Origin of the sequence: Bacillus zhangzhouensis, from assembly GCF_000715205.1 — a bacterium.
Taxonomy (GTDB): domain Bacteria; phylum Bacillota; class Bacilli; order Bacillales; family Bacillaceae; genus Bacillus; species Bacillus zhangzhouensis.
Window position 1 is genome coordinate 1 of the sequence record NZ_JOTP01000021.1, and the last position, 21252, is coordinate 21252.

Annotated in this window: 25 protein-coding genes; 13 read left to right on the forward strand and 12 right to left on the reverse strand. The window is 39.1% G+C overall.

Annotated elements, in window-relative coordinates; genetic code table 11:
- Positions 1-89: 89 nt before the first annotated feature.
- The 4 genes from BA70_RS14585 to BA70_RS20425 all read left to right on the forward strand — a co-directional run bounded on the left by BA70_RS14585 (position 90) and on the right by BA70_RS20425 (position 4322).
- The gene (locus BA70_RS14585; RefSeq protein ID WP_034323686.1) at positions 90-527 is read left to right on the forward strand and encodes a MarR family winged helix-turn-helix transcriptional regulator; all 438 of its coding nucleotides are present in this window, start codon (positions 90-92) and stop codon (positions 525-527) included.
- A 106-nt stretch (positions 528-633) separates the two neighbouring features.
- Positions 634-1803, forward strand: a complete 1170-nt coding sequence (locus BA70_RS14590; RefSeq protein WP_149865369.1) for an NADH-dependent flavin oxidoreductase — start codon at positions 634-636, stop codon at positions 1801-1803.
- A 272-nt stretch (positions 1804-2075) separates the two neighbouring features.
- Positions 2076-3443 carry an MFS transporter gene (locus BA70_RS14595; protein WP_034323690.1) on the forward strand — a complete coding sequence of 456 codons (1368 nt, stop codon included), beginning with the start codon at positions 2076-2078 and terminating at the stop codon, positions 3441-3443.
- A gap of 675 nt (positions 3444-4118) precedes the next feature.
- The gene (locus BA70_RS20425) at positions 4119-4322 is read left to right on the forward strand and encodes a hypothetical protein (RefSeq protein ID WP_051691161.1); all 204 of its coding nucleotides are present in this window, start codon (positions 4119-4121) and stop codon (positions 4320-4322) included.
- Between the two features lie 365 nt (positions 4323-4687).
- On the opposite strand, the gene BA70_RS20625 is transcribed toward BA70_RS20425, so the two are convergent.
- Positions 4688-4885 carry an LbetaH domain-containing protein gene (locus tag BA70_RS20625; protein ID WP_051691162.1) on the reverse strand — a complete coding sequence of 66 codons (198 nt, stop codon included), beginning with the start codon at positions 4883-4885 and terminating at the stop codon, positions 4688-4690.
- A 15-nt stretch (positions 4886-4900) separates the two neighbouring features.
- A complete protein-coding gene (locus BA70_RS14610; protein WP_034323692.1) occupies positions 4901-5980 on the reverse strand; it encodes an isocitrate/isopropylmalate dehydrogenase family protein in 1080 nt (359 codons plus the stop codon).
- Positions 5981-6149: 169 nt separating this feature from the next.
- Here BA70_RS14610 and BA70_RS14615 point away from each other — a divergent pair, with 169 nt between their 5' ends.
- The 3 genes from BA70_RS14615 to BA70_RS20850 all read left to right on the forward strand — a co-directional run bounded on the left by BA70_RS14615 (position 6150) and on the right by BA70_RS20850 (position 8014).
- Positions 6150-7322: an MFS transporter gene (locus BA70_RS14615; RefSeq protein WP_034323695.1), complete on the forward strand. Its 1173-nt coding sequence runs from the start codon at positions 6150-6152 to the stop codon at positions 7320-7322.
- 193 nt (positions 7323-7515) lie between these two features.
- On the forward strand, positions 7516-7845 hold the full coding sequence (locus BA70_RS14620; protein ID WP_034323697.1) for a hypothetical protein: 330 nt from the start codon (positions 7516-7518) through the stop codon (positions 7843-7845).
- Between the two features lie 43 nt (positions 7846-7888).
- Positions 7889-8014 carry a hypothetical protein gene (locus BA70_RS20850; protein ID WP_262982628.1) on the forward strand — a complete coding sequence of 42 codons (126 nt, stop codon included), beginning with the start codon at positions 7889-7891 and terminating at the stop codon, positions 8012-8014.
- A 52-nt stretch (positions 8015-8066) separates the two neighbouring features.
- Here BA70_RS20850 and parC read toward each other — a convergent pair whose 3' ends face one another.
- From parC to BA70_RS14640, 3 genes are all read right to left on the reverse strand, one after another.
- Entirely contained in the window at positions 8067-10505 is a 2439-nt protein-coding gene (parC, locus tag BA70_RS14625; protein WP_034323701.1) for a DNA topoisomerase IV subunit A, read from the reverse strand.
- 2 nt (positions 10506-10507) lie between these two features.
- Positions 10508-12475, reverse strand: a complete 1968-nt coding sequence (gene parE, locus BA70_RS14630; RefSeq protein WP_034323703.1) for a DNA topoisomerase IV subunit B — start codon at positions 12473-12475, stop codon at positions 10508-10510.
- A 416-nt stretch (positions 12476-12891) separates the two neighbouring features.
- Positions 12892-13305, reverse strand: a complete 414-nt coding sequence (locus tag BA70_RS14640) for a CoA-binding protein (protein ID WP_034323709.1) — start codon at positions 13303-13305, stop codon at positions 12892-12894.
- Positions 13306-13459: 154 nt separating this feature from the next.
- Between BA70_RS14640 and plsY the strand changes: the two genes are divergently transcribed.
- Both plsY and BA70_RS14650 read left to right on the forward strand, forming a co-directional pair.
- A complete protein-coding gene (plsY, locus tag BA70_RS14645) occupies positions 13460-14041 on the forward strand; it encodes a glycerol-3-phosphate 1-O-acyltransferase PlsY (RefSeq protein WP_034323712.1) in 582 nt (193 codons plus the stop codon).
- 110 nt (positions 14042-14151) lie between these two features.
- A complete protein-coding gene (locus BA70_RS14650; protein WP_373465705.1) occupies positions 14152-14427 on the forward strand; it encodes a HesB/YadR/YfhF family protein in 276 nt (91 codons plus the stop codon).
- A gap of 39 nt (positions 14428-14466) precedes the next feature.
- Here BA70_RS14650 and BA70_RS14655 read toward each other — a convergent pair whose 3' ends face one another.
- The 7 genes from BA70_RS14655 to acnA form a co-directional block, all read right to left on the reverse strand.
- Complete coding sequence (locus BA70_RS14655; protein ID WP_034323717.1) at positions 14467-14778, reverse strand: hypothetical protein; 312 nt, start codon at positions 14776-14778, stop codon at positions 14467-14469.
- A gap of 3 nt (positions 14779-14781) precedes the next feature.
- Positions 14782-15204, reverse strand: coding sequence for an acyl-CoA thioesterase (locus BA70_RS14660; RefSeq protein WP_034323719.1), 423 nt, complete (start codon positions 15202-15204; stop codon positions 14782-14784).
- A gap of 351 nt (positions 15205-15555) precedes the next feature.
- A complete protein-coding gene (tlp, locus tag BA70_RS14665; RefSeq protein ID WP_078061736.1) occupies positions 15556-15810 on the reverse strand; it encodes a small acid-soluble spore protein Tlp in 255 nt (84 codons plus the stop codon).
- Positions 15811-15825: 15 nt separating this feature from the next.
- Positions 15826-15969, reverse strand: a complete 144-nt coding sequence (locus tag BA70_RS14670) for an acid-soluble spore protein N (protein WP_034323724.1) — start codon at positions 15967-15969, stop codon at positions 15826-15828.
- Positions 15970-16020: 51 nt separating this feature from the next.
- Positions 16021-16218, reverse strand: coding sequence for an FbpB family small basic protein (locus tag BA70_RS20985; protein ID WP_034323726.1), 198 nt, complete (start codon positions 16216-16218; stop codon positions 16021-16023).
- Positions 16218-16721 (reverse strand): TlpA family protein disulfide reductase, encoded by a 504-nt coding sequence (locus BA70_RS14680; protein ID WP_034323729.1) that lies wholly within the window; start codon positions 16719-16721, stop codon positions 16218-16220. The genes BA70_RS20985 and BA70_RS14680 overlap by 1 nt, the downstream gene beginning before the upstream one ends.
- A gap of 65 nt (positions 16722-16786) precedes the next feature.
- Positions 16787-19516, reverse strand: a complete 2730-nt coding sequence (gene acnA / locus BA70_RS14685; protein ID WP_034323734.1) for an aconitate hydratase AcnA — start codon at positions 19514-19516, stop codon at positions 16787-16789.
- Between the two features lie 220 nt (positions 19517-19736).
- Between acnA and sspO the strand changes: the two genes are divergently transcribed.
- The 4 genes from sspO (at position 19737) to BA70_RS14705 (ending at position 21240) form a co-directional block, all read left to right on the forward strand.
- Complete coding sequence (sspO, locus tag BA70_RS14690) at positions 19737-19883, forward strand: small acid-soluble spore protein O (protein ID WP_034323737.1); 147 nt, start codon at positions 19737-19739, stop codon at positions 19881-19883.
- 16 nt (positions 19884-19899) lie between these two features.
- Complete coding sequence (locus BA70_RS14695; protein WP_003211331.1) at positions 19900-20046, forward strand: small acid-soluble spore protein P; 147 nt, start codon at positions 19900-19902, stop codon at positions 20044-20046.
- A 102-nt stretch (positions 20047-20148) separates the two neighbouring features.
- Entirely contained in the window at positions 20149-20550 is a 402-nt protein-coding gene (locus BA70_RS14700; RefSeq protein ID WP_034323740.1) for an Hsp20/alpha crystallin family protein, read from the forward strand.
- A gap of 261 nt (positions 20551-20811) precedes the next feature.
- Entirely contained in the window at positions 20812-21240 is a 429-nt protein-coding gene (locus BA70_RS14705; RefSeq protein WP_034323742.1) for a DUF2621 domain-containing protein, read from the forward strand.
- Positions 21241-21252: the final 12 nt, after the last annotated feature.

A 21252-nucleotide genomic window follows, 5' to 3' on the forward strand; every position in this document is an offset into this window, starting at 1 on the left:
AGTCATCCCATTGTTGTGTATGAATACATTTTATGATAATTTATATAAGTGCATATGCACATTTATTTACAAGGAGGCGAAGAGGATTAATGAAGACCTACAATTATAATGATTCAATAGGACGTAAAATAGCAACATGCTCTCGTTTAATTGGCAATGGATTAAATAAAAAATTTAAGGATCTCAATTGCCCACTCACATTTGAACAGTGGAAAATTATGACTTGTTTGCGCCCTAGAGAAGGAATTTCACAAAATGAATTAGCCGTTATTGTAGATAAAGATCATACGTTGGTCTCGAAGTTAGTTAGTAGCTTAATCAAGAGAAAGATGCTTCTACGAATTCCTGATCCGAATGACAAAAGAACAAACCGTGTCTTTCTCACTCAAGAAGGTAAGGAAATTCTACAAAACCTTGCAACTGAGCAGGTACAAGTTTTTTTAGACAGTATCGTTGAGGATATACCTGAACATGAAGTAGAAATCTTCTCTTCTGTATTGGATCGTATTATCAAAAAAACCCAATGATTTTTTTGTACGGTTCAATAAGTTCATGTAAATATGTGCATATGCAACCAATGTGTTTATTCATTAATGATATGCATGCAATTCAAATTAAAGGAGGATTCATATGATGAAAACCAAGTACCAAAAACTTTTTGAACCATTTATCTTCCCTTCTGGAGTTACGGTTAATAACCGTATTCTTATGGCTCCTATGACAACCGCCTCATCATTTAAAAATGGAATGGTGACAAATGATGAGCTTTCATATTACGAAAAACGTTCAGGTGGAGTTGGAGCAGTAATTACTGCGTGCGCCTATGTTACGAGAGAAGGAAAAGCATTTTCCGGAGGTTTCAGCGCAGATTCAGACAAAATGATTCCAAGCCTTACAAAACTTGCAAAAACGATTCAAGACAAAGGGTCTAAAGCTATTCTGCAAATTTTTCATGGTGGTCGAATGGTTTCACCGCAAAATATCGAAGGTCAAACCCCAGTGAGCGCAAGTGCTGTCCGCGCTTTACGAGACGAAGCTGTAACACCTAGAGAAATGACAGAAGAAGAAATTCAACATGTAATTCAAGGATTTGGTGAAGCGACACGCCGAGCTATTGAATCTGAATTTGATGGAATTGAAATACACGGAGCAAATACGTACCTTATCCAACAATTCTTTTCTCCGCATTCAAACCGTCGTACAGATAAATGGGGCGGAAATTTAGAAAAAAGAATGAGATTTCCATTAGCGATTGTAGATTCTGTTTCCCAAGTGGTAAAGGAGCATGCGAAAAAGCCCTTTCTTATAGGTTATCGTATTTCACCAGAAGAGATTGAGGAACCAGGTATTGCAATTGAAGATACATTACAATTACTTGACCAATTGACTGAAAAACAACTTGATTATGTTCATCTTTCTATCGGTACAATTTGGAGAGGTTCCATTAGAAATAGCGAACAAACCACTCCTCTTCTTGAGCGTATAAAAGAAAGAATTGGACACAAAATTCCCTTGATTGGAGTGGGTTCCATCCATCATCCAAATGATGCCATAGAAGCTTTAAACAAAGAAATTCCTTTAGTAGCATTGGGGCGTCAACTTCTTATAGAACCTGAATGGGTTCAAAAAGTAAAAAATGAAGAAGTTGATGTCATTCGTCAGAGTATGTCGCTTAAGGATCAAGAAAAACTGGTTATTCCTGATCCAATGTGGGAGAACATTACTTCTATTCCTGGATGGCTCCCTATTGAAGAAAATAAAGAACAAGGTAATAACGAGCCTTGGCTAAAATCAAAAAATTAATTCTAGAAAAGAATTGGCTATATAACCTGTAGGCCTATTAAAATGAACTAAAATAAAAAACGAAAAGATAGTTGCATATGCACATAAATTGTGGTACTTTATATATGTGCATATGCACATAATTATTTGATAAAAATTAATGGATGAAGGGTTACATTTCTAAATGTAAAGAATTACAGAAACTTAAGAAACATCCCATTAAAGGAAGATAAAAGTTGATTGTTCCGATAAATATGTGCATATACAACTAAATTACAATGGAGGAATATATAATGGAACTACCCGCACAATTATCTCAAAGCCAACGAAGCAAACTTATGATAATTTTAACCTTTGTATTAGTTATTTCAACAATGAATACAACCATGTTTAACGTTGCACTGCCAGCAATTGGTAAACAATTTTCTTTATCACCATCTCAAACAGGTTGGATTGTAACCAGTTATTTGATTATCTATGCAGTTGGCTCAGTCATCTATGGAAAGCTAGCAGACCAGTATAAGCTAAAAAATCTTATAACAATTGGTATTACTTTAATGTCTTTAGGGTCACTTGTTGGTTTTTTTGCATTTAACTATCCTTCTTTAATTATTGCAAGGGTAATGCAAGCAGCAGGTGCATCAGTGTTACCTGCATCAGCCATGATTATTCCAACACGCTATTTCACTCCTGAAACGCGTGGTCGTGCACTTGGAATGACATCAGCTGGTTTAACATTTGGAATAGCGATAGGCCCTATTATTGCAGGCCTAGTTACAACAGCATTTAACTGGAATTATTTATTTATCATTCCACTATTGCAGTTTTTATGTATTCCGGCCTTTAGAACATACCTTGGTGATGAAAAAATAGGAAAACAGACTAAAATTGATTTTATAGGTGCTTTTTTACTCGTAGCAACAATCGTATCTTTTATGCTAGCTGTTTCACAGTCAAGTTTGCTATTTCTTATAGCTTTCCTTATTTTTCTGACTCTATTTATATGGAGAATGAAATCAGCAACGAATCCATTTATATACCCAGACCTATTTAAAAATAAAGCTTACACGCTAACACTTCTAACATTCGCTTTAGGAGCAGGAGTAGCATTTGCATTGCCTTATCTCTCTCCACTTATGTTTCAAGGGGTTAACCATCTTTCACCATTCGCAAGTGGTTTATTCATGTTTCCAGGTGCCATGATTGCTGCATTGCTTGCTAAAACAGGTGGTAAACTTGCAGATACTAAAGGGAATTCTACGCTTGCGTATATTACCATTGTTTTATTTTTGATTGCTTTTGGCACGCTTTCATTCATTGCAGGCGGTTCACCGTATCTTGTGATGATTGTATTAGTATTTGGTTACGTTGCCCAAACCCAATTCCAAATTGCTATGGCAAATACATTATCCAATACGTTGTCAAAAGAACAAACGGGTATTGGAATGGGATTATTCATGTTAGTGAATTTCATTGCAAGTTCAATCGCTGGTACATTTATGGGGAAAGCACTTAGCAGTAGTGCAAATACAAGCTTAAATCCTTTCCACCTCGCAACAGATGGAATCGAGTACAGTAACATATACGTGATATTAACTATAATTGTCGTTATTATTGCTATTTTGTACACAATAGTATTAAAAACGACTAGAAAACCATAAAAAATAAAATGATTTTCATTCTTGTTTAAGACTGAATTACTTTTGTGAAAAAGACTGTTAAATTTAGCAGTCTTTTTCACATTTTAAATATAAGTTGTATGTAAATTTAGTTACCATAATCACTCTTTCTTGAAATAAGAAAGCAAAAGAACCCTTGAGGCGTTAGGTTCCCACTAAGGATTTTTCACCCGAATTGTGCAACTTTTTATGCATCGTTTGTATGACTATATTCTTTGATAGTTGAAAGAAACGAGAACGTATAAAAAGTACACCTTAAACAGTTTTAATGAATTTAAACAAAATGAAGAGGAAGAGCTAGGGGATATACTAGGTAAATATATGTAAATGCACAAATCTGTACATTAAAGTATAAATACTCAGTAGAGGAATTAAATTTACTTTTATAGGGATTGCCAGTACCGTTTCTATTTACTTAATAGGAGTGCTTTTAAGTTATTTAGAGGGGTTAAATGATGATGATTTCACTTATACAAATGGATATAAAGCATGGGCCGGAGCAATATTGTAGATCTGAGAGACTCTACAAAATTATTTTCAAAAGAAAAAGTGGGTGTTTCAAAAGTTACACGTGGTTTACATCTGAAATTATAGAAATTCTAAAAAAAGACACTGATGACAACATGATTGTAATAGGAATAAGAGGTGACTGCGTTTATGCAATTTATTCAGTACCCTTTAGGGAAGATATTCTCGATATTGCTCACAGGTTTTTTTTACATTAATACTTATATGAAAATGTTAAATAAATTAGAAGAAAGAAAGTTACCTAATATTAAGGCTGGAATAGGATCAGCTGCAAAAGAAACTTTGGCTGTAAAATCAGGAAGAAAGTCTTCGGGGATGAATAATTTAGTATAGATCGGAGACGCTGTGACACACGCGTCTAAATTATCTGATTTAGGTAATAAACTTCTTGTAGGACCCATAGAGAAGAAGGGCATAAAAAACAATGGATCCACTTTTAGTTCATTAATGGATCCATGTTTACTTCGCTGTACAGTAATTAAAGAAATTAATATGACTTTTCATAGAACTTTTTATTAGTTTACATAATATATATTCTAGGAAGTTAAATCATAAATGAATTTTCACTGTCTCAAAACTAAGTATACTTATCTTATTGAGACAAAAAAAGAAAAAATCAAAATCCAACGTTTATCAGATTTTGATTCTTGTAAATACTTTATGATTTTTCGATTGTGACTGGTTTGCCCAATTCAATTCTACTGGATCAAGCGGATGTCCGGATCAAAATTCGTAAAAAAATGCTCACCGACCTCGATATTGTATTCATAATCACATTGCAACCTACCTTCAAAAACTACATTGTCACCGCAAGCGCCCAACAATTCATTTAAAATGGATCGTCTTTTTCTGATGACCTGTTTGCTGTCAATTGTCTCGCTTTTTCGATCTGTCATCGTTGATCCTTCCTTCTATTTATATCGATTCATGGTTTGAAGGAATGCCTCTGTGAATTGTGTCGTCGTCTCGTTTCCTCCTAAATCCTTCGTTTTAACATTCATTTTCATGATCTCATGAAGTGTACGTTCGATAAGAGCAGCCGTCTTTTTTAACCTTTCATCATGATATTTCGCATGTAACCAGTCACAAAGCATCACTGTAGAAAGAATCATACCAATTGGGTTGGCAATATTTTGCCCAGCGATATCCGGTGCTGATCCATGTGCCGCCTGTGCCATGGCTTGGTCTTCGTTACAATTTAATGAAGGCGCTATTCCTAAACTTCCGACTAGCTCCCCTGTTAGATCAGATAAAATATCACCAAACATATTCTCTGTCACAATCACATCAAAATCACTTGCACGCCTCACTAAGTGAGCCGCCATTGCGTCAATATGTACATCCTCTACCGTCACTTGCGGATACGCTTTTGCTACCTCTTGGCATGTTCGCAAAAACAAACCAGATCCTAATTTGATAACATTTGCCTTATGAACAATAGTAACCTTTTGCCTGCGCTCCATCGCACTTTGAAAGGCTGCATGAGCAATACGTGTTATCGCTTTTTTTGTAAATACACCTGTAGATATAGCAACATCTGGTGTAATCATCCACTCGCCTACCCCATGATACATGTTCCGATCTGGATAGAAGCCTTCTGTATTTTCTCGAAAAATGACGAGATTGACGTCTCGTGCAAGGCTTTGTACCCCTGGTAACGATTGAGACGGACGAATGTTCGCAAATAGATCAAACGTATGACGGAGCTCTCCGCTTGGATTCCTCCTCTCTTTAAATATGTCTGGGTATGATGCAGAATCATGAGGCCCTAAAATCCACCCATGGCATTTTTTCAATTCGTCTTTAGTAGATGTCGGCACAGGATCTTGGTGAAGAGATTGGATGGCTTCAAAACCGATTGGACATTCTACAAATTCCACAAACGACTCATGAAACTGAGACAGCGCTGCCTCTAAGATGCACATACTTGCTTGTACAATTTCTGGTCCAATTCCATCACCTTTCAATACACCGATTCGATATGACTGCATAAAATCCGCCCCCTTTGTCTTTATTTTACCTTCTCATCAAATGAATTGTGAAGGCGTCATTTCTTCTTACTAAAATTTCAGCATGACCCTTCCTCATGTTATTTACGAATCAGGAAGTCTCATTTATAATCGAGTAGATTTGTATATATCTTTAAATGTGAGGGATTAGATGGAATTAAAGTGGTATAAAGCGATTATTGTTATTTTTACGATGTCTGGGATATCCATCTCTACATGGTTTTCACGGACACCGGAAGTCAGAGATTTATTACAAGCGAATACAGGGACAATGGGACTTATTTTACTTGGCTTATCTGTTGGTTCTATTGTTGGACTTGTCCTTTCCAATATATTCGTTCGAAAAAAAGGCGGACGAGTGGCCATTGTGATCAGCGCTTTTTTGATGTTCACTGGATTCACGACTCTCGCTATTGGTTCAACGCTCTCTTCTATCCTTGTTGTCACTGCCGGTCTTTTTCTTTTTGGAGCGGGCTCAGGCATGTGCAATGTGGCCATGAACTTAGAAGGGACGGAAATTGAGTACAACATCAGGAAAACCATCCTGCCTATATTGCACGCTTCCTTCAGCATTGGCACGTTAATCGGTGCAGGTGCTGGCATTCTCTTTATTCATCTAGGGGTATCTGTGTTGATTCACCTTCTGATCATTGCCATTCTTTTCTTTCTCAGCATTTTGATTTGTACACGGTTTATTCCGCACGGGACAGGAAAGGATCAGATTGAGAAGCAAATAGATACAACTGATGGTTCTCATGCGGCATGGCTGAACAAACGGACGATATCTCTTGCGATGATCGCCTTATGTCTTGCATTTGTAGAAGGCTCTGCAAATGATTGGATTCCCCTTGCGATGGTGGATGGTTACCAGGTTTCACATTCCATGAGTACCGTCATCTATGCTTTATTTTTGTGCGGAATGATTAGTGGACGACTGATCAGTGGACGTTTAATTGATCGCTTTGGCAGGGTGTTATTGCTAAGAGTCGCTATTTTTTCAGCAGCTGCCGGACTATTGTTAGTCATTTTAAAGATTTCACTCGTAGTGTGTATGATATCCATCTTTTTATGGGGACTTGGCGCTTCTTTAGGCTTCCCACTGACCATTTCGGCAGCTGGTGATGATAGCCGCTACGCCGTCAAACGCGTCAGCATTGTGACCTTATCGGGTTACACAGCCTCCCTTTCAGGTCCCCCTATTTTAGGACTGCTCGCCAATGAGGTGGGACTGCTTCATGCCTTTATATTTGTTCTATTCGCTATTTGTATGGCGGGAATCTTTACAAAAGCTGTAGCAAAACCACATTCATTACATTCTCACTGAAAAGTGCCAGATTCTCATCATGGCACTTTTTAAAATTTTAAAAATAAAATCGAAACCTTTCATGAAGTGAAACAGTCCTATAGATGTCTTGATGTTTACAGCATTTTTAATGAGGGAAAGTAAAAAAATAAGACTTTTCAAATAACTTAAAACGTGGTAAGATCATGAAAATAAACAGGGAGGGGTGAGATAAATGAAAAAAAATATGCTGTTAAAATTAGCCGTCTTATTCATAGCACTGGCAAGTTTTCATTTGTTCTCAATGCCTCATTCCGTTCAGGTATACCATCATGCGAAGGTGGTTGCCGATCAAGAATCACATGAAATAAAAATCGTTCAGACAACAGGCGATGAAAATAAACATGTGAACGCAGTATTTGCCGCATTTACAGCACTGCTGATCATTGGCAGTATGACAGCTGGATTTGCACGCATCACTTATACTGATCGATTTGACCGGAAAAAGAAGCATTTACTTGCAGTGTTCTATCAATCTTCTTATTTCCGAGCAGTTCGTGTTTAACCCAACCATTTAAATCAAAACAACAATTGGGAGGTTTTACACGATGTTATTTTTCTTAAGATTATTCATTGTAGGTCTGTTCTCTGTCACTTCACTTTCTCTTTTCGTCTACCAAGGAATTGAAGTAGTTCACGCCCTTACAAGCATGTTTGGCAACCATGAGAGCTAAATGACCCAAATATAAAAAAACCCCCTGACTATCTCAGGGGGTTTTCGTTTGCTTATTTATGATCATCTGGAGTAGGTTCCGGTGACAGAAGGACATGAATTACTTCTCCCTGCTCCTCCTCATCTAAAATAAATGATCCATTGCTATATCGATCATTCGCTCTTAAAGTAGAGATATCAAGCGGGATCATGGCACCCTTTTCCGTATCAATCTCAAGTGTATCGTGCAAAGATGCAGCGATAACAGCCACAATACGGTGCGGGTTTTTCTTTAATTCTCTTAGCATGAGCACTCCGCGTTTGGCTCTTGATGTCTTATCAAATTCAGTGAGGTTCATTCGCTTCACGGCACCTCTTTGTGTCGCCAAAACTAGGACATCGTTCTTCGGATCAATGATTTGTCCAGAGACCACCTCGTCCCCTTCCTTCAAGTTGATTCCTTTGACACCAGCCGCTCTCGGACCTACAACGCTCACTTCTTCTTCATCAAACCACAATCCATAACCATTTTTCGTTGCAATAAACAATTCTTGCTGGCCTGTTGTGACGTGAACATCTACGAGTTCATCATCACCTTTTAGATTCAAGGCGACGAGCGGTTTTGAATATCGCTGTGCTTTATATTGCAGAAGCTCTGTTTTCTTCACCATACCGCCTTTTGTAAAGAACAAAAGATATGACGATTCATCAAATTCTTTAATTGGAATCGCTTTTTGAATAGATTCATCACGATCAATCGAAATAATATTCGTAATATGCTGGCCCATATCTTTCCAGCGTATATCTGGTAGCTGATGAACCGGACAATAAATATAGCTCCCTTTATTCGTAAACAAAAGAAGAACATCCGTTGTATTCATTTCAAACTGATGAATCAGCCGGTCTGTATCCTTCATGCCAAAGTCCTTCCCGTTAGATGCAGCATAGGAGCGCTGGCTTGTCCGTTTGATGTACCCATCCTTCGTGACCGTAACGTATACATCCTCTGATGCGATCATCACTTCAAGGTTAATCTTAATTTCCTCGATTTTTTCTTCAATGACAGATCGTCTCTCATCAGCATAAGTCTTTTTGAGCTTTTTCAAACTGTTCGTAATGACCTTTAGCAGCTTTTTCTCGTTTCCTAAAATGTCTTCAAGTTCTGCTATACGCACGTCAAGCTCACTTGCTTCGTCTCTTAATTGCGTAATATCTGTATTCGTTAAACGATATAATTGGAGAGAAACAATCGCTTCTGATTGGGCTTCTGTAAAGTCATATTTGTCCATTAGGTTATTTTTTGCATCACGCTTATCATTAGACGAGCGGATGGTCGCAATCACTTCATCTAAGATGGAAAGGGCCTTAATTAATCCATCTACAATATGATGACGTTCCTTCGCTTTTCGAAGCTCATATGATGAGCGGTTCGTCACCACTTCTTTTTGATGGGCAATATATGCATCAAGTATTGTTGTGAGCGTCATTAAGGTCGGTCTTCGATTATGTATCGCAACCATATTAAAATTATACGGGATTTGCAAATCTGAATTTTTATATAAGAAATTCAAGACACCATTTGCGTCAGCTTCTTTTTTCAGCTCTACAACGATTCGAAGCCCAGTACGGTCTGTCTCATCTCGAACCTCTGAAATCCCTTCTACTTTTCTTTCAATGCGGAACTCGTCCATCTTTTTCACAAGGTTGGCTTTATTGACTTCATAAGGAATTTCAGTGATCACGATTTGCTGACGTCCACCGCGAATGGTTTCAATCTCCGCTTTTCCGCGAATCATAATCTTCCCTTTTCCCGTTTCATATGCCTTCTTAATGCCGTCCACACCTTGAATAATACCGCCTGTTGGGAAATCTGGTCCTTTGATGACTGTCATTAATTCCTCTACCGTACAATGCGGCTGTTCGATTCGTTTAATGACCCCGTCAATCACTTCTCCCAGGTGATGCGGAGGAATATCAGTCGCATAACCAGCTGAAATTCCTGTTGATCCGTTTACTAGAAGGTTTGGAAACATCGCTGGTAATACAACCGGCTCTTTACTCGTATCATCAAAGTTTGCGACAAATTCGACTGTTTCCTTGTCTAAATCCTTTAAAAGCTCTGAAGCAATCGCACTAAGTCTTGCTTCTGTATAACGCATGGCAGCAGGAGGATCTCCGTCAATACTTCCGTTATTCCCATGCATTTCAATCAGCACATTTCGTACTTTCCAATCCTGACTCATTCTGACCATGGCTTCATAAACAGATGAGTCACCGTGCGGATGGTAGTTACCAATGACGTTACCGACTGTTTTGGCGGCTTTACGGAAGTTTTTATCTTGTGTGTTTCCTTCTGCGTACATCGCATATAAAATTCTTCGTTGCACAGGTTTTAGTCCATCGCGTGCATCTGGAAGCGCACGGTCTTGGATAATATATTTACTATAGCGACCAAACCGGTCTCCGATCACTTCTTCTAATGGTAAATCATGAAATCGTTCTTGTTGTGCCATGTTTAAACCTCCTCAGCTAGCGACAAGTTTTCATTTTCAAGAATGTTGCTTTCCTCATCAAGTCCAAAAGCGACATTCTTTTCAATCCATTTACGGCGCGGTTCTACTTTGTCACCCATAAGTGTCGTGACGCGGCGTTCTACTCGTGCAGCATCATCGATTTTGACCCTGACAAGTGTTCTCGACTCTGGATTCATTGTCGTTTCCCATAGCTGGTCGGCATTCATTTCACCTAAACCTTTATAGCGCTGAATCGTATACCCTTTTCCAACTTTCTTTAGTACGCCATCCATTTCTTCATCAGACCATGCATACTCAATGACTTCTTTCTTCCCTGAGCCTTTGCTGACTTTATATAGCGGCGGAAGTGCAATAAATACTTTCCCATGCTCAATCAACGGCTTCATATATCGATAGAAGAATGTAAGCAGAAGCACTTGGATATGCGCGCCATCCGTATCCGCATCTGTCATGATAACAATTTTGTCATAATTGATGTCTTCTACATTAAAATCGACACCGACGCCACCACCGATTGCATGGATAATCGTGTTGATTTCTTCGTTTTTGAAAATATCAGCAAGCTTCGCCTTTTCAGTGTTAATGACCTTCCCTCGAAGCGGAAGAACCGCTTGGAATTTTCGGTCACGTCCTTGCTTTGCTGATCCACCCGCTGAGTCGCCCTCTACTAGGTACAGTTCGTTTCTTGCCGGGTTTCTAGATTGAGCAGGTGTTAATTTCCCGCTTAACGTCGCTTCGGACTTTTTACGTTTCTTGCCGCTCCTCGCTTCTTCTCTTGCTTTTCTAGCAGCTTCTCTTGCCTGCTGCGCTTTAATGGCTTTTTTCACAAGAAGAGTCGCCGTTTCCCGGTTTTCTTCAAGGAAATAAGCAAGTTTTTCAGAAATAACAGTGTCAACAGCCGATCGAGCTTCACTTGTCCCAAGCTTTCCTTTTGTTTGTCCTTCAAATTGGAGCAGCTCTTCAGGAATTCTGACGGAAATAATGGCAGACAGTCCTTCTCGAATATCAGTGCCTTCTAAATTTTTGTCTTTTTCTTTTAAAAGAGTCACTTTGCGTGCGTATTCATTAAAGGCTCTCGTCATTGCTGTTTTTGCACCTGACTCATGCGTACCACCATCTTTTGTTCTTACGTTATTCACAAAGGAAAGGATATTCTCTGAGTAGCCATCATTGAATTGAAAAGCAAAATCTACTTCAATAGACTGATGCTCCCCTTCAAACGAGACGACTTCACTAAGTACATCTTTTTCCTCATTTAAATAAGCTACGAATGCTTCGATGCCCGTCTCATAATAAAAGGTTTCTTGTACATCGTGTCGTTCATCGATCAGCTCTATTTTTAACCCTTTTAATAAAAAGGCTGATTCTCTTAAACGTTCTGATAATGTATCGAAATTATAGGTGATGGCACTGAACATTGTTCGATCTGGCTTAAAATGAATCAGTGTTCCTGTCTTTTTCGTTTTCCCGATTTTTTCAAGTGATGTCACTGGCTTGCCGCCGTTTTCAAAGCGCTGGTGATAAATAAAGCCATCTCGTTCAATTGTTACGGTGAGCCATTCTGACAATGCGTTTACAACAGATGCCCCAACCCCGTGAAGTCCACCACTTGTTTTATATCCGCCTTGACCAAATTTTCCGCCTGCGTGCAGGACAGTTAAAATGATCTCAGGTGTCGGTTTTCCAAGCTTATGCATACCAGTAGGCATTCCTCGTCCTTTATCTTGGACGGAAATGCTGTTATCTTTATGTATTTTGACAATGATATGATCTCCATGACCAGCGAGCACTTCATCGACAGAGTTGTCTACAATCTCATAGACAAGGTGATGAAGACCGCGTGAATCCGTAGATCCAATATACATACCTGGACGTTTACGGACCGCTTCAAGCCCCTCTAGCACCTGAATAGAATCATCGTTATAATCTACTTGCTGCTTTTTAACCAAATGCTTAATCCCCTTTCACTAACAAACATAACCGGTTAATCATCAAATAATCTCTTTAGATTTTAATGATGATCATGCTGCTCATTACTATCCACTTTAATAAGCTGCATCATCACCATGCATGTGTGATTCAGCTATACATGTTCTTTTGCATGACTATGAGTATGGCCCATATTCTGCAATCAGAACTAGAAGTCCATTATAAACAAGACTGTTTCATAAGCCAAATGCAATTATATGATGGTTTTAGCGAAACAGAACAAATGTTCCGTATTTATCTTATCGCTCTTTTTCTCGATATGCAAGGTCATCGATATGTCCCTGTCGCCTTATTTTATCGCTTTCTTCTAGAATCGCAAATATATTTCTACAATGAAAAAGCAAAAATCCTTGAAAAACCAAGGATTTTTGACGATTTAATGAGTTTTTGTCATAGCATGAGCCACTTTAATGCATAAATCCATGATGGCCACTTTACCTTTTTCCTCAATCAACCTTTTCGCTTCTTCGTGATATACGCCTTGCTGTGCCCAAAAAACAGGTGCGTCTATTTCAAGAAATTCTTTTGCCACCTCAGGCAAAAATTCTGAACGTCTAAAGACATTGACAATATCAATAGGCTCTTTTATGTCTTTTAAAGACGCAACCGCTTTTACGCCAAGTGCTTCATCAATCGTTGGATTAACCGGAATGATGTCATAGCCGGCATCCTGCATCGCTTTTGAGACCATATAAGACGTTCGGTGCGGCTGATCTGACAACCCAACAACAGCAATTCGTTTGCTGCTCTTTAATATACGACCAATTTCTTGTTTAGTAGGATGATTCATCCAGACACTCCTTTTCTTCTATTTTAGCGAATTTCTTCTGAAAAACAAAGCTCAATTCATTCTCCTTCTATTTTTTCAAAAAAAGATCGCCATGTTTTTCATAAGATCATGTTAAAATGTAAGACAAGAGGGAGAATATAAAGGAGTTATGCAGATGTTAATTGCTTTGATGTTTATTTTGGCTTATCTACTCGGCAGTATTCCGTCCGGTCTCATTGTCGGGAAAGCTGCACAGGGAATCGATATCCGTGAACATGGTAGCGGGAACCTAGGTGCGACGAATGCATTTCGTACGCTTGGGGTAAAAGCAGGGTCTATCGTTATTACAGCTGATATTTTAAAGGGGACTCTCGCTTCAGCTTTACCGTTTTTCATGCAACTGGACATTCATCCCTTACTAGCAGGAGTTGCTGCTGTTATCGGTCACAGCTTTCCTGTCTTTGCAAAATTTAAAGGGGGAAAAGCAGTCGCTACATCAGGTGGCGTATTGCTATTTTATGCCCCGTTCTTATTTATCACGATGATCGCTGCTTTTTTCTTATTTTTATACATTAGTAAATATGTGTCTTTATCATCAATGCTGACTGGGATCTATACATTCATTTACAGCATATTCACCCAAGATCTATTCTTAATCATTGTTGTAGCCGTTCTTGCTGGCTTTGTGATCTACAGACACATCGCCAACCTCAAACGAATCTTCAACAAAACTGAACCGAAAATCAAATGGCTCTAGCCGTTTATTACGTTTAAATATGTGGTAAAAGTACAGAAAAGCTGTTTTTGCATCCTGCATTTTAAAAAACAGCATGACTTCAAAAAGGGGCGATCACATTGAAATTAACGATGAAAGATGATGCACTCAATTGGTACAAGGATGAACTGGATTTAGAAAAAGGTGATCATGTTCGCTTTTTTGTAAGATATGGCGGGTGCAGTAATGTACAAAAAGGCTTTTCTCTCGGCGTTGCAAAAGATAAACCTCAAAACGCCGGCGCAACCGCTGAATTAGAAGGTATTACTTTCTTTATAGAGGAAAGTGATATTTGGTATTTTGACAACCATGATCTGCATATTGATTATAACGAGTCCGTGAAAGAACCAGAGTTTCATTATGAATAAACAAAAAAGATACCTCATCCCTCGGGTATCTTTTTTGTTTTACACATCAATATATAGTCCATACTCCTGAATGTTTCCTAAAGACCTTTCCTTTTGCAAGATCCTTTTTTGCGATTCACCGATCAGGTCAAAGTGAGGAAAGCCTTCACGGACATGAATCCATTCTTTTTTTAATCCATGCTTTTCTCCCCAAGCAATTAATTGCTTCATATCCTGACAGGCTGCTTTTGTGACAGTATTGGCATTTGGAAAACGGTCATCAAGCCAATAGTGTGTCAAAAAGGCGACTTTCCCTTGCTGAACAGCTGATTTCCATGCATTCAAATCACTTCTTTTAATGCCAAATGCCATAGATTAACCCTGCTTTTTCGACTGTTCGTATACTTTGTGCCAAGCAGGAAAGGCTTTTCTAAATTGAATAGGTCTAAAGGTGTCTTTATCTACACAAATATGTGAGGTTGTCCCTGTAAGAGCTGTTTTTCCATCAGGCTTTTGAATTTCATAGCCATATACCGTTTTGACACCATTATATTCTTCAATCCACGTATGGATGATGGCTGTTTCACCGTACAGTAGTGGTTTTTTATATCGAACCTGAAGATCTACAACAGGTGCCAGGACACCGTCTGCTTCTAGCTGAGCATAGGAAAAACCCAGTTCTTTAATCAACGCTGTTCTGCCGACTTCCATCCAAATTAAGTAATTGGCATGATAGACGATGCCCATTTGATCTGTTTCTGCATAACGGACTTCTATTTCTTTTTTGGATACATACACGTTTTCATCGCTCTCCTATCGAAACCTAAGGTCTCTGCCATTTTACCACATTCCAAAAGGTTCTTCTAAAAAGAGACAATAAAATAAACCAGGTATCCCTGGTTTATTGTATTCAAGATTGTTGAAAAAGGGCAAAATGATCTTTATTTTAGCCCTTTGTCTTCTTTTCAGCGTGATACGAAGACCCTTGAAGTCTAGGAAGGTCGAGTACTGGCGCGGAGCGAATTTGATATTTGTGAGCACCAGCACGCAGAACTGACACCGAATGCGAGGGTTTGTCTTCACGCTGAAATAAACCAGGTATCCCTGGTTTATTTTATTCCAGATTGTTGACAAAGGGCAAAATGATCTTTATTTTAGCCCTTTGTCGGTATAGCCATTCTTTCTTGCTGCTTCTTCGTCCTTTATCTCAGTACGCATGGCGTCAATACTCATTTTGCGGTTTTCGTTTTTTTGCTTGATCATCTGCTTTTCTTCCTCTGTCGAAAGAGCCATCGCTGCTTCAGATTCATCAATATTTTCAAGGGTGTTCTCGATCATATCTTGCAGCTTTTCAACGTTATCAGAACGATCATCTGGATTGGATTGATATGACTTGCCAAACATCATGCTTACCTCCTATTATTCGCCCTTTGTCTGTATCACATCAGGCTGTTCATTTGATTTATTATGCATCTTTTTACCTTTATTGCGTTTGTACGCTACAGGTTTTGTCCCTAAATGGTCTGGTGTAAACTGTGCTTGTTTATCATGCTCTTTACCCATCATTCATCCCTCCCTCTTCTTTAGGATGAACGAAAACGGATAAATCATAACTTATTTCTGTCTAAATCGCTCTTCCAACTTTTCTTCTAGCTGGTTTAAAAATTCCTCATTACTTAGTAATTCTTTCTTATTTTCAAGCACAAGCTCTTCAAATGTACGGCGTTTTCTTCTTCTCATTCCACTCACCTCCAGTGTATGTATTTCATTTTCGCCAAAAAATTTAGAAAATAAGCAAAAGAGCTGAATCATTAGAGATCCAGCTCTGTTTCAATTTCTTTTTTTGTCAGCATTTGATGCTTCACAGACATGATGCGTCCTTTTTCATCTAATATGTATGTAGTTGGATATGAAAGCACCTGATACCTCGCTTGAATGCCTTTTTGGTCTAATAAAACAGGAAAGCTCAGTTTGAATTCATCTCTGAATGCTGCGACATGATCTACACTCTTTTCAGTCGTCGTCAAATTCACCGCAAGTACTTCGACTTGATCATTCTCGCTTCTGATCGCATCTAGATCCGGCATTTCCGTTCTGCATGGTTTACACCATGTCGCCCAAAAATTGACGAGCACCTTTTTCCCTCGATAATCAGCTAACGATACGGTTTTGCCATCAAGTGTTTTGAGCTCAAAATCAGGAGCCTGATCCCCTTTTTCAAGACCGATGGCCGGCTCTTTCGGCCCAAATAAATTCCACGCAAGTAAACCAATCAACACAAGTAAAACAGCACTTGCCATTACTTTTTTCCACATGATTGATCCTCCACCATTTTAAAAAAGAAGAGAAAGCTTTCGAGTGCCTTCTCTTCTTCGTTTTATTAGTTGCTTGCCAATTTCTCGCGCAGTACCATTTGAAGGATACCGCCATGACGATAGTAGTCAATTTCGACTTCACTGTCAAAGCGAACAAGCACTTCAAATGTTTTCTCATTGCCATCTGCATCGATTGCTTTTACAGTGACAAGATCACGCGGACGAACTGTTTCGTCAACATCAACTTCAAATGTTTCGGTACCTGTTAGTCCATGAGTCTCTGCACTTTCTCCGTCTTTAAACTGTAAAGGAAGTACGCCCATGAAGACAAGGTTACTTCTGTGGATACGCTCAAAGCTCTCAGCTAGAACAAATTTAATTCCAAGAAGGTTTGTTCCTTTTGCAGCCCAGTCACGTGAAGAACCCATTCCGTAGTCTTTACCTGCTAAGATCGCAAGACCCGTTCCATCCTCTTTATAACGCATGCATGCATCATAAATGGATGTCACTTCACCAGTTGGCCAATACGTTGTATATCCGCCTTCTGTTCCTGGTGCAATCTGGTTCTTAATCCGGATGTTTGCAAAAGTACCTCTCATCATGACATGGTGGTTCCCACGGCGAGATCCATATGAGTTAAAGTCTCTAGGTGACACGCCTCTTTCTTGCAAGTATTTACCTGCAGGTGTGTCCTTCCCAATTGCTCCAGCTGGAGAAATATGGTCGGTTGTGACAGAGTCACCGAATTTTGCAACAACGCGAAGTCCTTTAAGTGGCTCAACTTTGCCAGGTTCAACTGAAAGGTTTTCGAAGAATGGTGGGTTATCAATATAAGTTGAATTCTCATCCCATTTGTATAGTGCATCATCGGTTGTTTTGATTTCATTCCAGCGATCGTTGTTATCAAAGACAGTTTCATACTCTGAACGGAATAATTCAGGTGTTACTGTGCTCTTAACAACACTGTTGATTTCGTCCATCGTTGGCCAAATGTCATTGAAATAGACGTTTTTGCCATCCTTATCGACACCGATCGGATCCTTTGTTAGGTCGATATCTACAGTACCCGCAAGTGCATATGCCACAACTAGTGGTGGTGATGCAAGGTAGTTTCCTTTGACAAGCGGATGGATACGACCTTCGAAGTTACGGTTACCTGATAAAACTGAAGTGATCAAAAGATCATTTTCAGAGACAGCATCTTCAATTTCTTTCTCAAGCGGTCCAGAGTTTCCGATACATGTTGTACAACCATACCCAACAATGTTAAATCCAAGGTCTCTTAAGTATGGAAGAAGTCCTGAGTTCACAAGGTATCCTGTTACAACCTTTGAACCTGGTGCTAGTGACGTTTTCACGTAGTTTGGTACCTTCATACCAAGTTCACTTGCTTTCTTCGCGACAAGACCTGCTCCGATCAAGACGTATGGGTTAGATGTATTCGTACAGCTCGTAATCGCTGCAATCGCAATCGCACCTGTCTTCATGACAGCTTTTTCGCCGTTTGAAAGATCAAATTCGATTTGTTTATCCAGCTCTGATTTTTCTAAGCCGAATCCTTGGTTCCCTGCTGGGCTTTCAATATGTTTATGGAACGTCTCTTTCATTTCAGAAAGTGGAATCAAATCTTGTGGACGTTTTGGACCAGATAAGTTTGACTCAATTTTAGAAAGATCAATTTCCACGACATCAGTAAATATTGGTTCCTCAGCATCTGGCGTATAGAATAAACCATTTGCGCGAGAATATTCTTCAACGATATTAATTTGTTCTTCTTCACGGCCAGTGAGGCGTAGGTAAGCCAGAGCTTCCTCATCTACTGGGAAGAATCCACAAGTAGCACCGTATTCAGGAGCCATGTTCGCAATCGTTGCACGATCAGCTAGTGGCAGCTGGGCAACGCCTGGTCCGAAGAATTCAACAAACTTGTTCACAACGCCTTTTTCACGTAATACTTGCGTGACTTTTAATGCTAAATCAGTTGCAGTTGTTCCGTTTGGAAGCTCCCCAACTAATTTAGCGCCAATAACTTCTGGTACTGGGAAGTAAGAAGGCTGACCAAGCATACCAGCTTCCGCTTCGATACCGCCAACGCCCCATCCAAGAACACCAATTCCGTTAATCATTGTTGTATGAGAGTCAGTCCCAACTAGTGTATCTGGGTAAGTGATGATCTCGCCATCTTCTTCAATCGCATGAACAACACTTGCAAGATACTCTAAGTTCACTTGGTGAACAATTCCTGTTGCAGGCGGAACAGCTTGATAGTTGTTAAACGCTTTCTTAGCCCAGCTAAGGAAGTTATAACGCTCTGCGTTACGTTCGAATTCTAAATCCATGTTAATGTTTAATGCGTCTTCAGTTCCAGCTTTGTCAACTTGTACCGAGTGGTCAATGACAAGGTCAACTGGAATTTCAGGGTTGATTTTATCCGGGTCTCCTCCGACATCTGCCATTGCTTTTCTTAAAGAAGCAAGGTCAACGACGGCTGGTACACCCGTGAAGTCTTGTAAAATAACACGAGATGGTTTAAATGGAACATCGATCTCTTTTACCTCGGCAGTTCCCCATTTTGCCAAGTTTTCAACGTGTTCCTTTTTGATCACTCTACCGTCTACTTGGCGAAGCACTGATTCTAACAGTACCTTAATGGAATAAGGCAGCTTAGAAACATTTCCGATTCCTTGTTTTTCTAGTGCTTCTAACGAATAATAGTGATACGTTTTCCCATTTGTCGAAAACGTTTTTCTAGATTGAAAAGCGTCTTGTTTAGCGACTTGCTGCTGTTTCGACATGTCCAAAATCCCCCTTTTGATGATCAAGATCAATTTCAATTCTCAGAAAAATCGTCGTATTTCACCACAATTTTCTCACAATTTCATCTTAAAACAAATTCATACATAAGTAAATAACAATGCTTTTATTAAATTCGATAAGTTTATCTTATCATTAGGAAATGATTACTCTTCATAAACCGAGTGGTGCGGGTTCATACTAATATTGAGGTGATAGAACATGACAAAACGCAAAGCAAATCATGTGATTGACGGCATGAACGCAGCCAAAAGCCAAGGAAAAGGTGCAGGCTATATTGAAAATGATCAGCTCGTTTTAACAGAAGAACAAAGACAAAACAATAAAAAGCGCAAAAAGAACCAATAAGAAAGGAGCATGAATCATGACGAATAAAAACACAGGGAAAGACATCCGTCAAAACTCTCCTAAGGAGCATCAAGGCGGACAGCCTGAGCCATTATCAGGCAGTAAAAAAGTTAAAAACCGCAACCATACAAGACAAAAGCACAATTCACATCATGATATGTAAAGATTCCTCTCTCATCCCGTGACCAAGCGGGATGTTTTAGGTCTTTCACACATTTCAGTTTTCAACATATGATTTATTATGAGATGTGATGGAGGAGTGTTTATGGAGAATGAAAAGCAAGCGAATTCCTCTGATTTTCTTGAAATAGATGATTGGCTCAATGTGTTAATGGATGATCCTTTTGCCTGGTATGATGAACACCTCCCAATTGATCTTTATGAAACAAGCCGTGATTATATTATTGAGATCGATGTCTCCGCCCTATCGATCACTGATGTAAAGCTGACCTTCGCGGGATATGAGCTCACTTTAGCTTATACGTTAAAAAAGCCAAATGATGCAGGCGATCAGCAAATTGAAAAAAGCGTTATGCTTCCTTTTTATTTGAATGACAAAGACATAGCCACGGATTACGAAAACCGAATCATATCGATAAAGATTAAAAAATATTCCCATCATCAAGACGGGGCATTTTCCTTTCAAATGCCACATGTCAAACATTAAGAGCCCTCCTTTATTTAGGTGGGCTCTCTTCCGTTCGTTTCAAGTCAATCCCTTTTGCGAACCACCATGGCCAAATAGTAGAGTCGCTATACGATAATATATTCTTTTTCTACTAAATGGTTTGGGTCCTTCTAGTAATTGGACGTCTATTTATAAAAAAGGGCGTTTATACAGAAAAGATACAGACATTTTTGTTATTTTCTTCTATCATCTCTTCATGTAAAATAAGGTAGAGAGATAAGGGGTATAAGGAGTGAGAACATGTTAAGCGGCTGGTTTTTGTGGTTCATTTTATTTTGGGGTACAGTAATGATCGGATTACTAGCAATCGGTGGCTTTTTTATGTTTCGCAAATTTTTAAAACGATTGCCGAAGGAAGACGGGAAATCAGAACTTGATTGGCAGGATGAATATATTCAAAAGAGCCTGCACCTATGGCGGGATGAGGACAAACAGCTTTTAAATGAGCTGGTATTACCAGTTCCAGAGCTGTTTCGAGATGTCGCCAAAGAAAAAATTGCTGGTAAAATTGGCGAACTGGCACTAAAAGAACAAGCTGCCAGCATTAATTTAGACTTAATCATTCGCGGCTATATCATCGCTACGCCAAAGCGAGACCATAAGTTTTTACTAAAGCGCCTGCAAGAAAAAAACATTGATCACACGCCATACGAATCACTATTAAAATAACCTCCTTTTTAA

Excerpts from the sequence above, each read along its gene's own strand:
- BA70_RS20850 (WP_262982628.1), top strand. The coding sequence starts at position 7,889 with ATGTTATTTTTCTTAAGATTATTCATTGTAGGTCTGTTCTCTGTCACT.
- BA70_RS14695 (WP_003211331.1), top strand. The coding sequence starts at position 19,900 with ATGACGAATAAAAACACAGGGAAAGACATCCGTCAAAACTCTCCTAAG.
- BA70_RS14590 (WP_149865369.1), top strand. The coding sequence starts at position 634 with ATGAAAACCAAGTACCAAAAACTTTTTGAACCATTTATCTTCCCTTCT.
- BA70_RS14610 (WP_034323692.1), bottom strand. The coding sequence starts at position 5,980 with ATGCAGTCATATCGAATCGGTGTATTGAAAGGTGATGGAATTGGACCA.
- BA70_RS20425 (WP_051691161.1), top strand. The coding sequence starts at position 4,119 with ATGCAATTTATTCAGTACCCTTTAGGGAAGATATTCTCGATATTGCTC.
- BA70_RS14670 (WP_034323724.1), bottom strand. The coding sequence starts at position 15,969 with ATGGGTAAAGAGCATGATAAACAAGCACAGTTTACACCAGACCATTTA.
- BA70_RS14585 (WP_034323686.1), top strand. The coding sequence starts at position 90 with ATGAAGACCTACAATTATAATGATTCAATAGGACGTAAAATAGCAACA.
- acnA (WP_034323734.1), bottom strand. The coding sequence starts at position 19,516 with ATGTCGAAACAGCAGCAAGTCGCTAAACAAGACGCTTTTCAATCTAGA.
- parC (WP_034323701.1), bottom strand. The coding sequence starts at position 10,505 with ATGGCACAACAAGAACGATTTCATGATTTACCATTAGAAGAAGTGATC.
- BA70_RS14680 (WP_034323729.1), bottom strand. The coding sequence starts at position 16,721 with ATGTGGAAAAAAGTAATGGCAAGTGCTGTTTTACTTGTGTTGATTGGT.
- BA70_RS14700 (WP_034323740.1), top strand. The coding sequence starts at position 20,149 with ATGGAGAATGAAAAGCAAGCGAATTCCTCTGATTTTCTTGAAATAGAT.
- BA70_RS14595 (WP_034323690.1), top strand. The coding sequence starts at position 2,076 with ATGGAACTACCCGCACAATTATCTCAAAGCCAACGAAGCAAACTTATG.
- BA70_RS20625 (WP_051691162.1), bottom strand. The coding sequence starts at position 4,885 with ATGACAGATCGAAAAAGCGAGACAATTGACAGCAAACAGGTCATCAGA.
- BA70_RS20985 (WP_034323726.1), bottom strand. The coding sequence starts at position 16,218 with ATGATTCAGCTCTTTTGCTTATTTTCTAAATTTTTTGGCGAAAATGAA.
- BA70_RS14640 (WP_034323709.1), bottom strand. The coding sequence starts at position 13,305 with ATGAATCATCCTACTAAACAAGAAATTGGTCGTATATTAAAGAGCAGC.
- BA70_RS14620 (WP_034323697.1), top strand. The coding sequence starts at position 7,516 with ATGAAAAAAAATATGCTGTTAAAATTAGCCGTCTTATTCATAGCACTG.
- BA70_RS14705 (WP_034323742.1), top strand. The coding sequence starts at position 20,812 with ATGTTAAGCGGCTGGTTTTTGTGGTTCATTTTATTTTGGGGTACAGTA.
- plsY (WP_034323712.1), top strand. The coding sequence starts at position 13,460 with ATGTTAATTGCTTTGATGTTTATTTTGGCTTATCTACTCGGCAGTATT.
- BA70_RS14655 (WP_034323717.1), bottom strand. The coding sequence starts at position 14,778 with ATGGCATTTGGCATTAAAAGAAGTGATTTGAATGCATGGAAATCAGCT.
- BA70_RS14650 (WP_373465705.1), top strand. The coding sequence starts at position 14,152 with ATGAAAGATGATGCACTCAATTGGTACAAGGATGAACTGGATTTAGAA.
- tlp (WP_078061736.1), bottom strand. The coding sequence starts at position 15,810 with ATGTTTGGCAAGTCATATCAATCCAATCCAGATGATCGTTCTGATAAC.
- sspO (WP_034323737.1), top strand. The coding sequence starts at position 19,737 with ATGACAAAACGCAAAGCAAATCATGTGATTGACGGCATGAACGCAGCC.
- BA70_RS14615 (WP_034323695.1), top strand. The coding sequence starts at position 6,150 with ATGGAATTAAAGTGGTATAAAGCGATTATTGTTATTTTTACGATGTCT.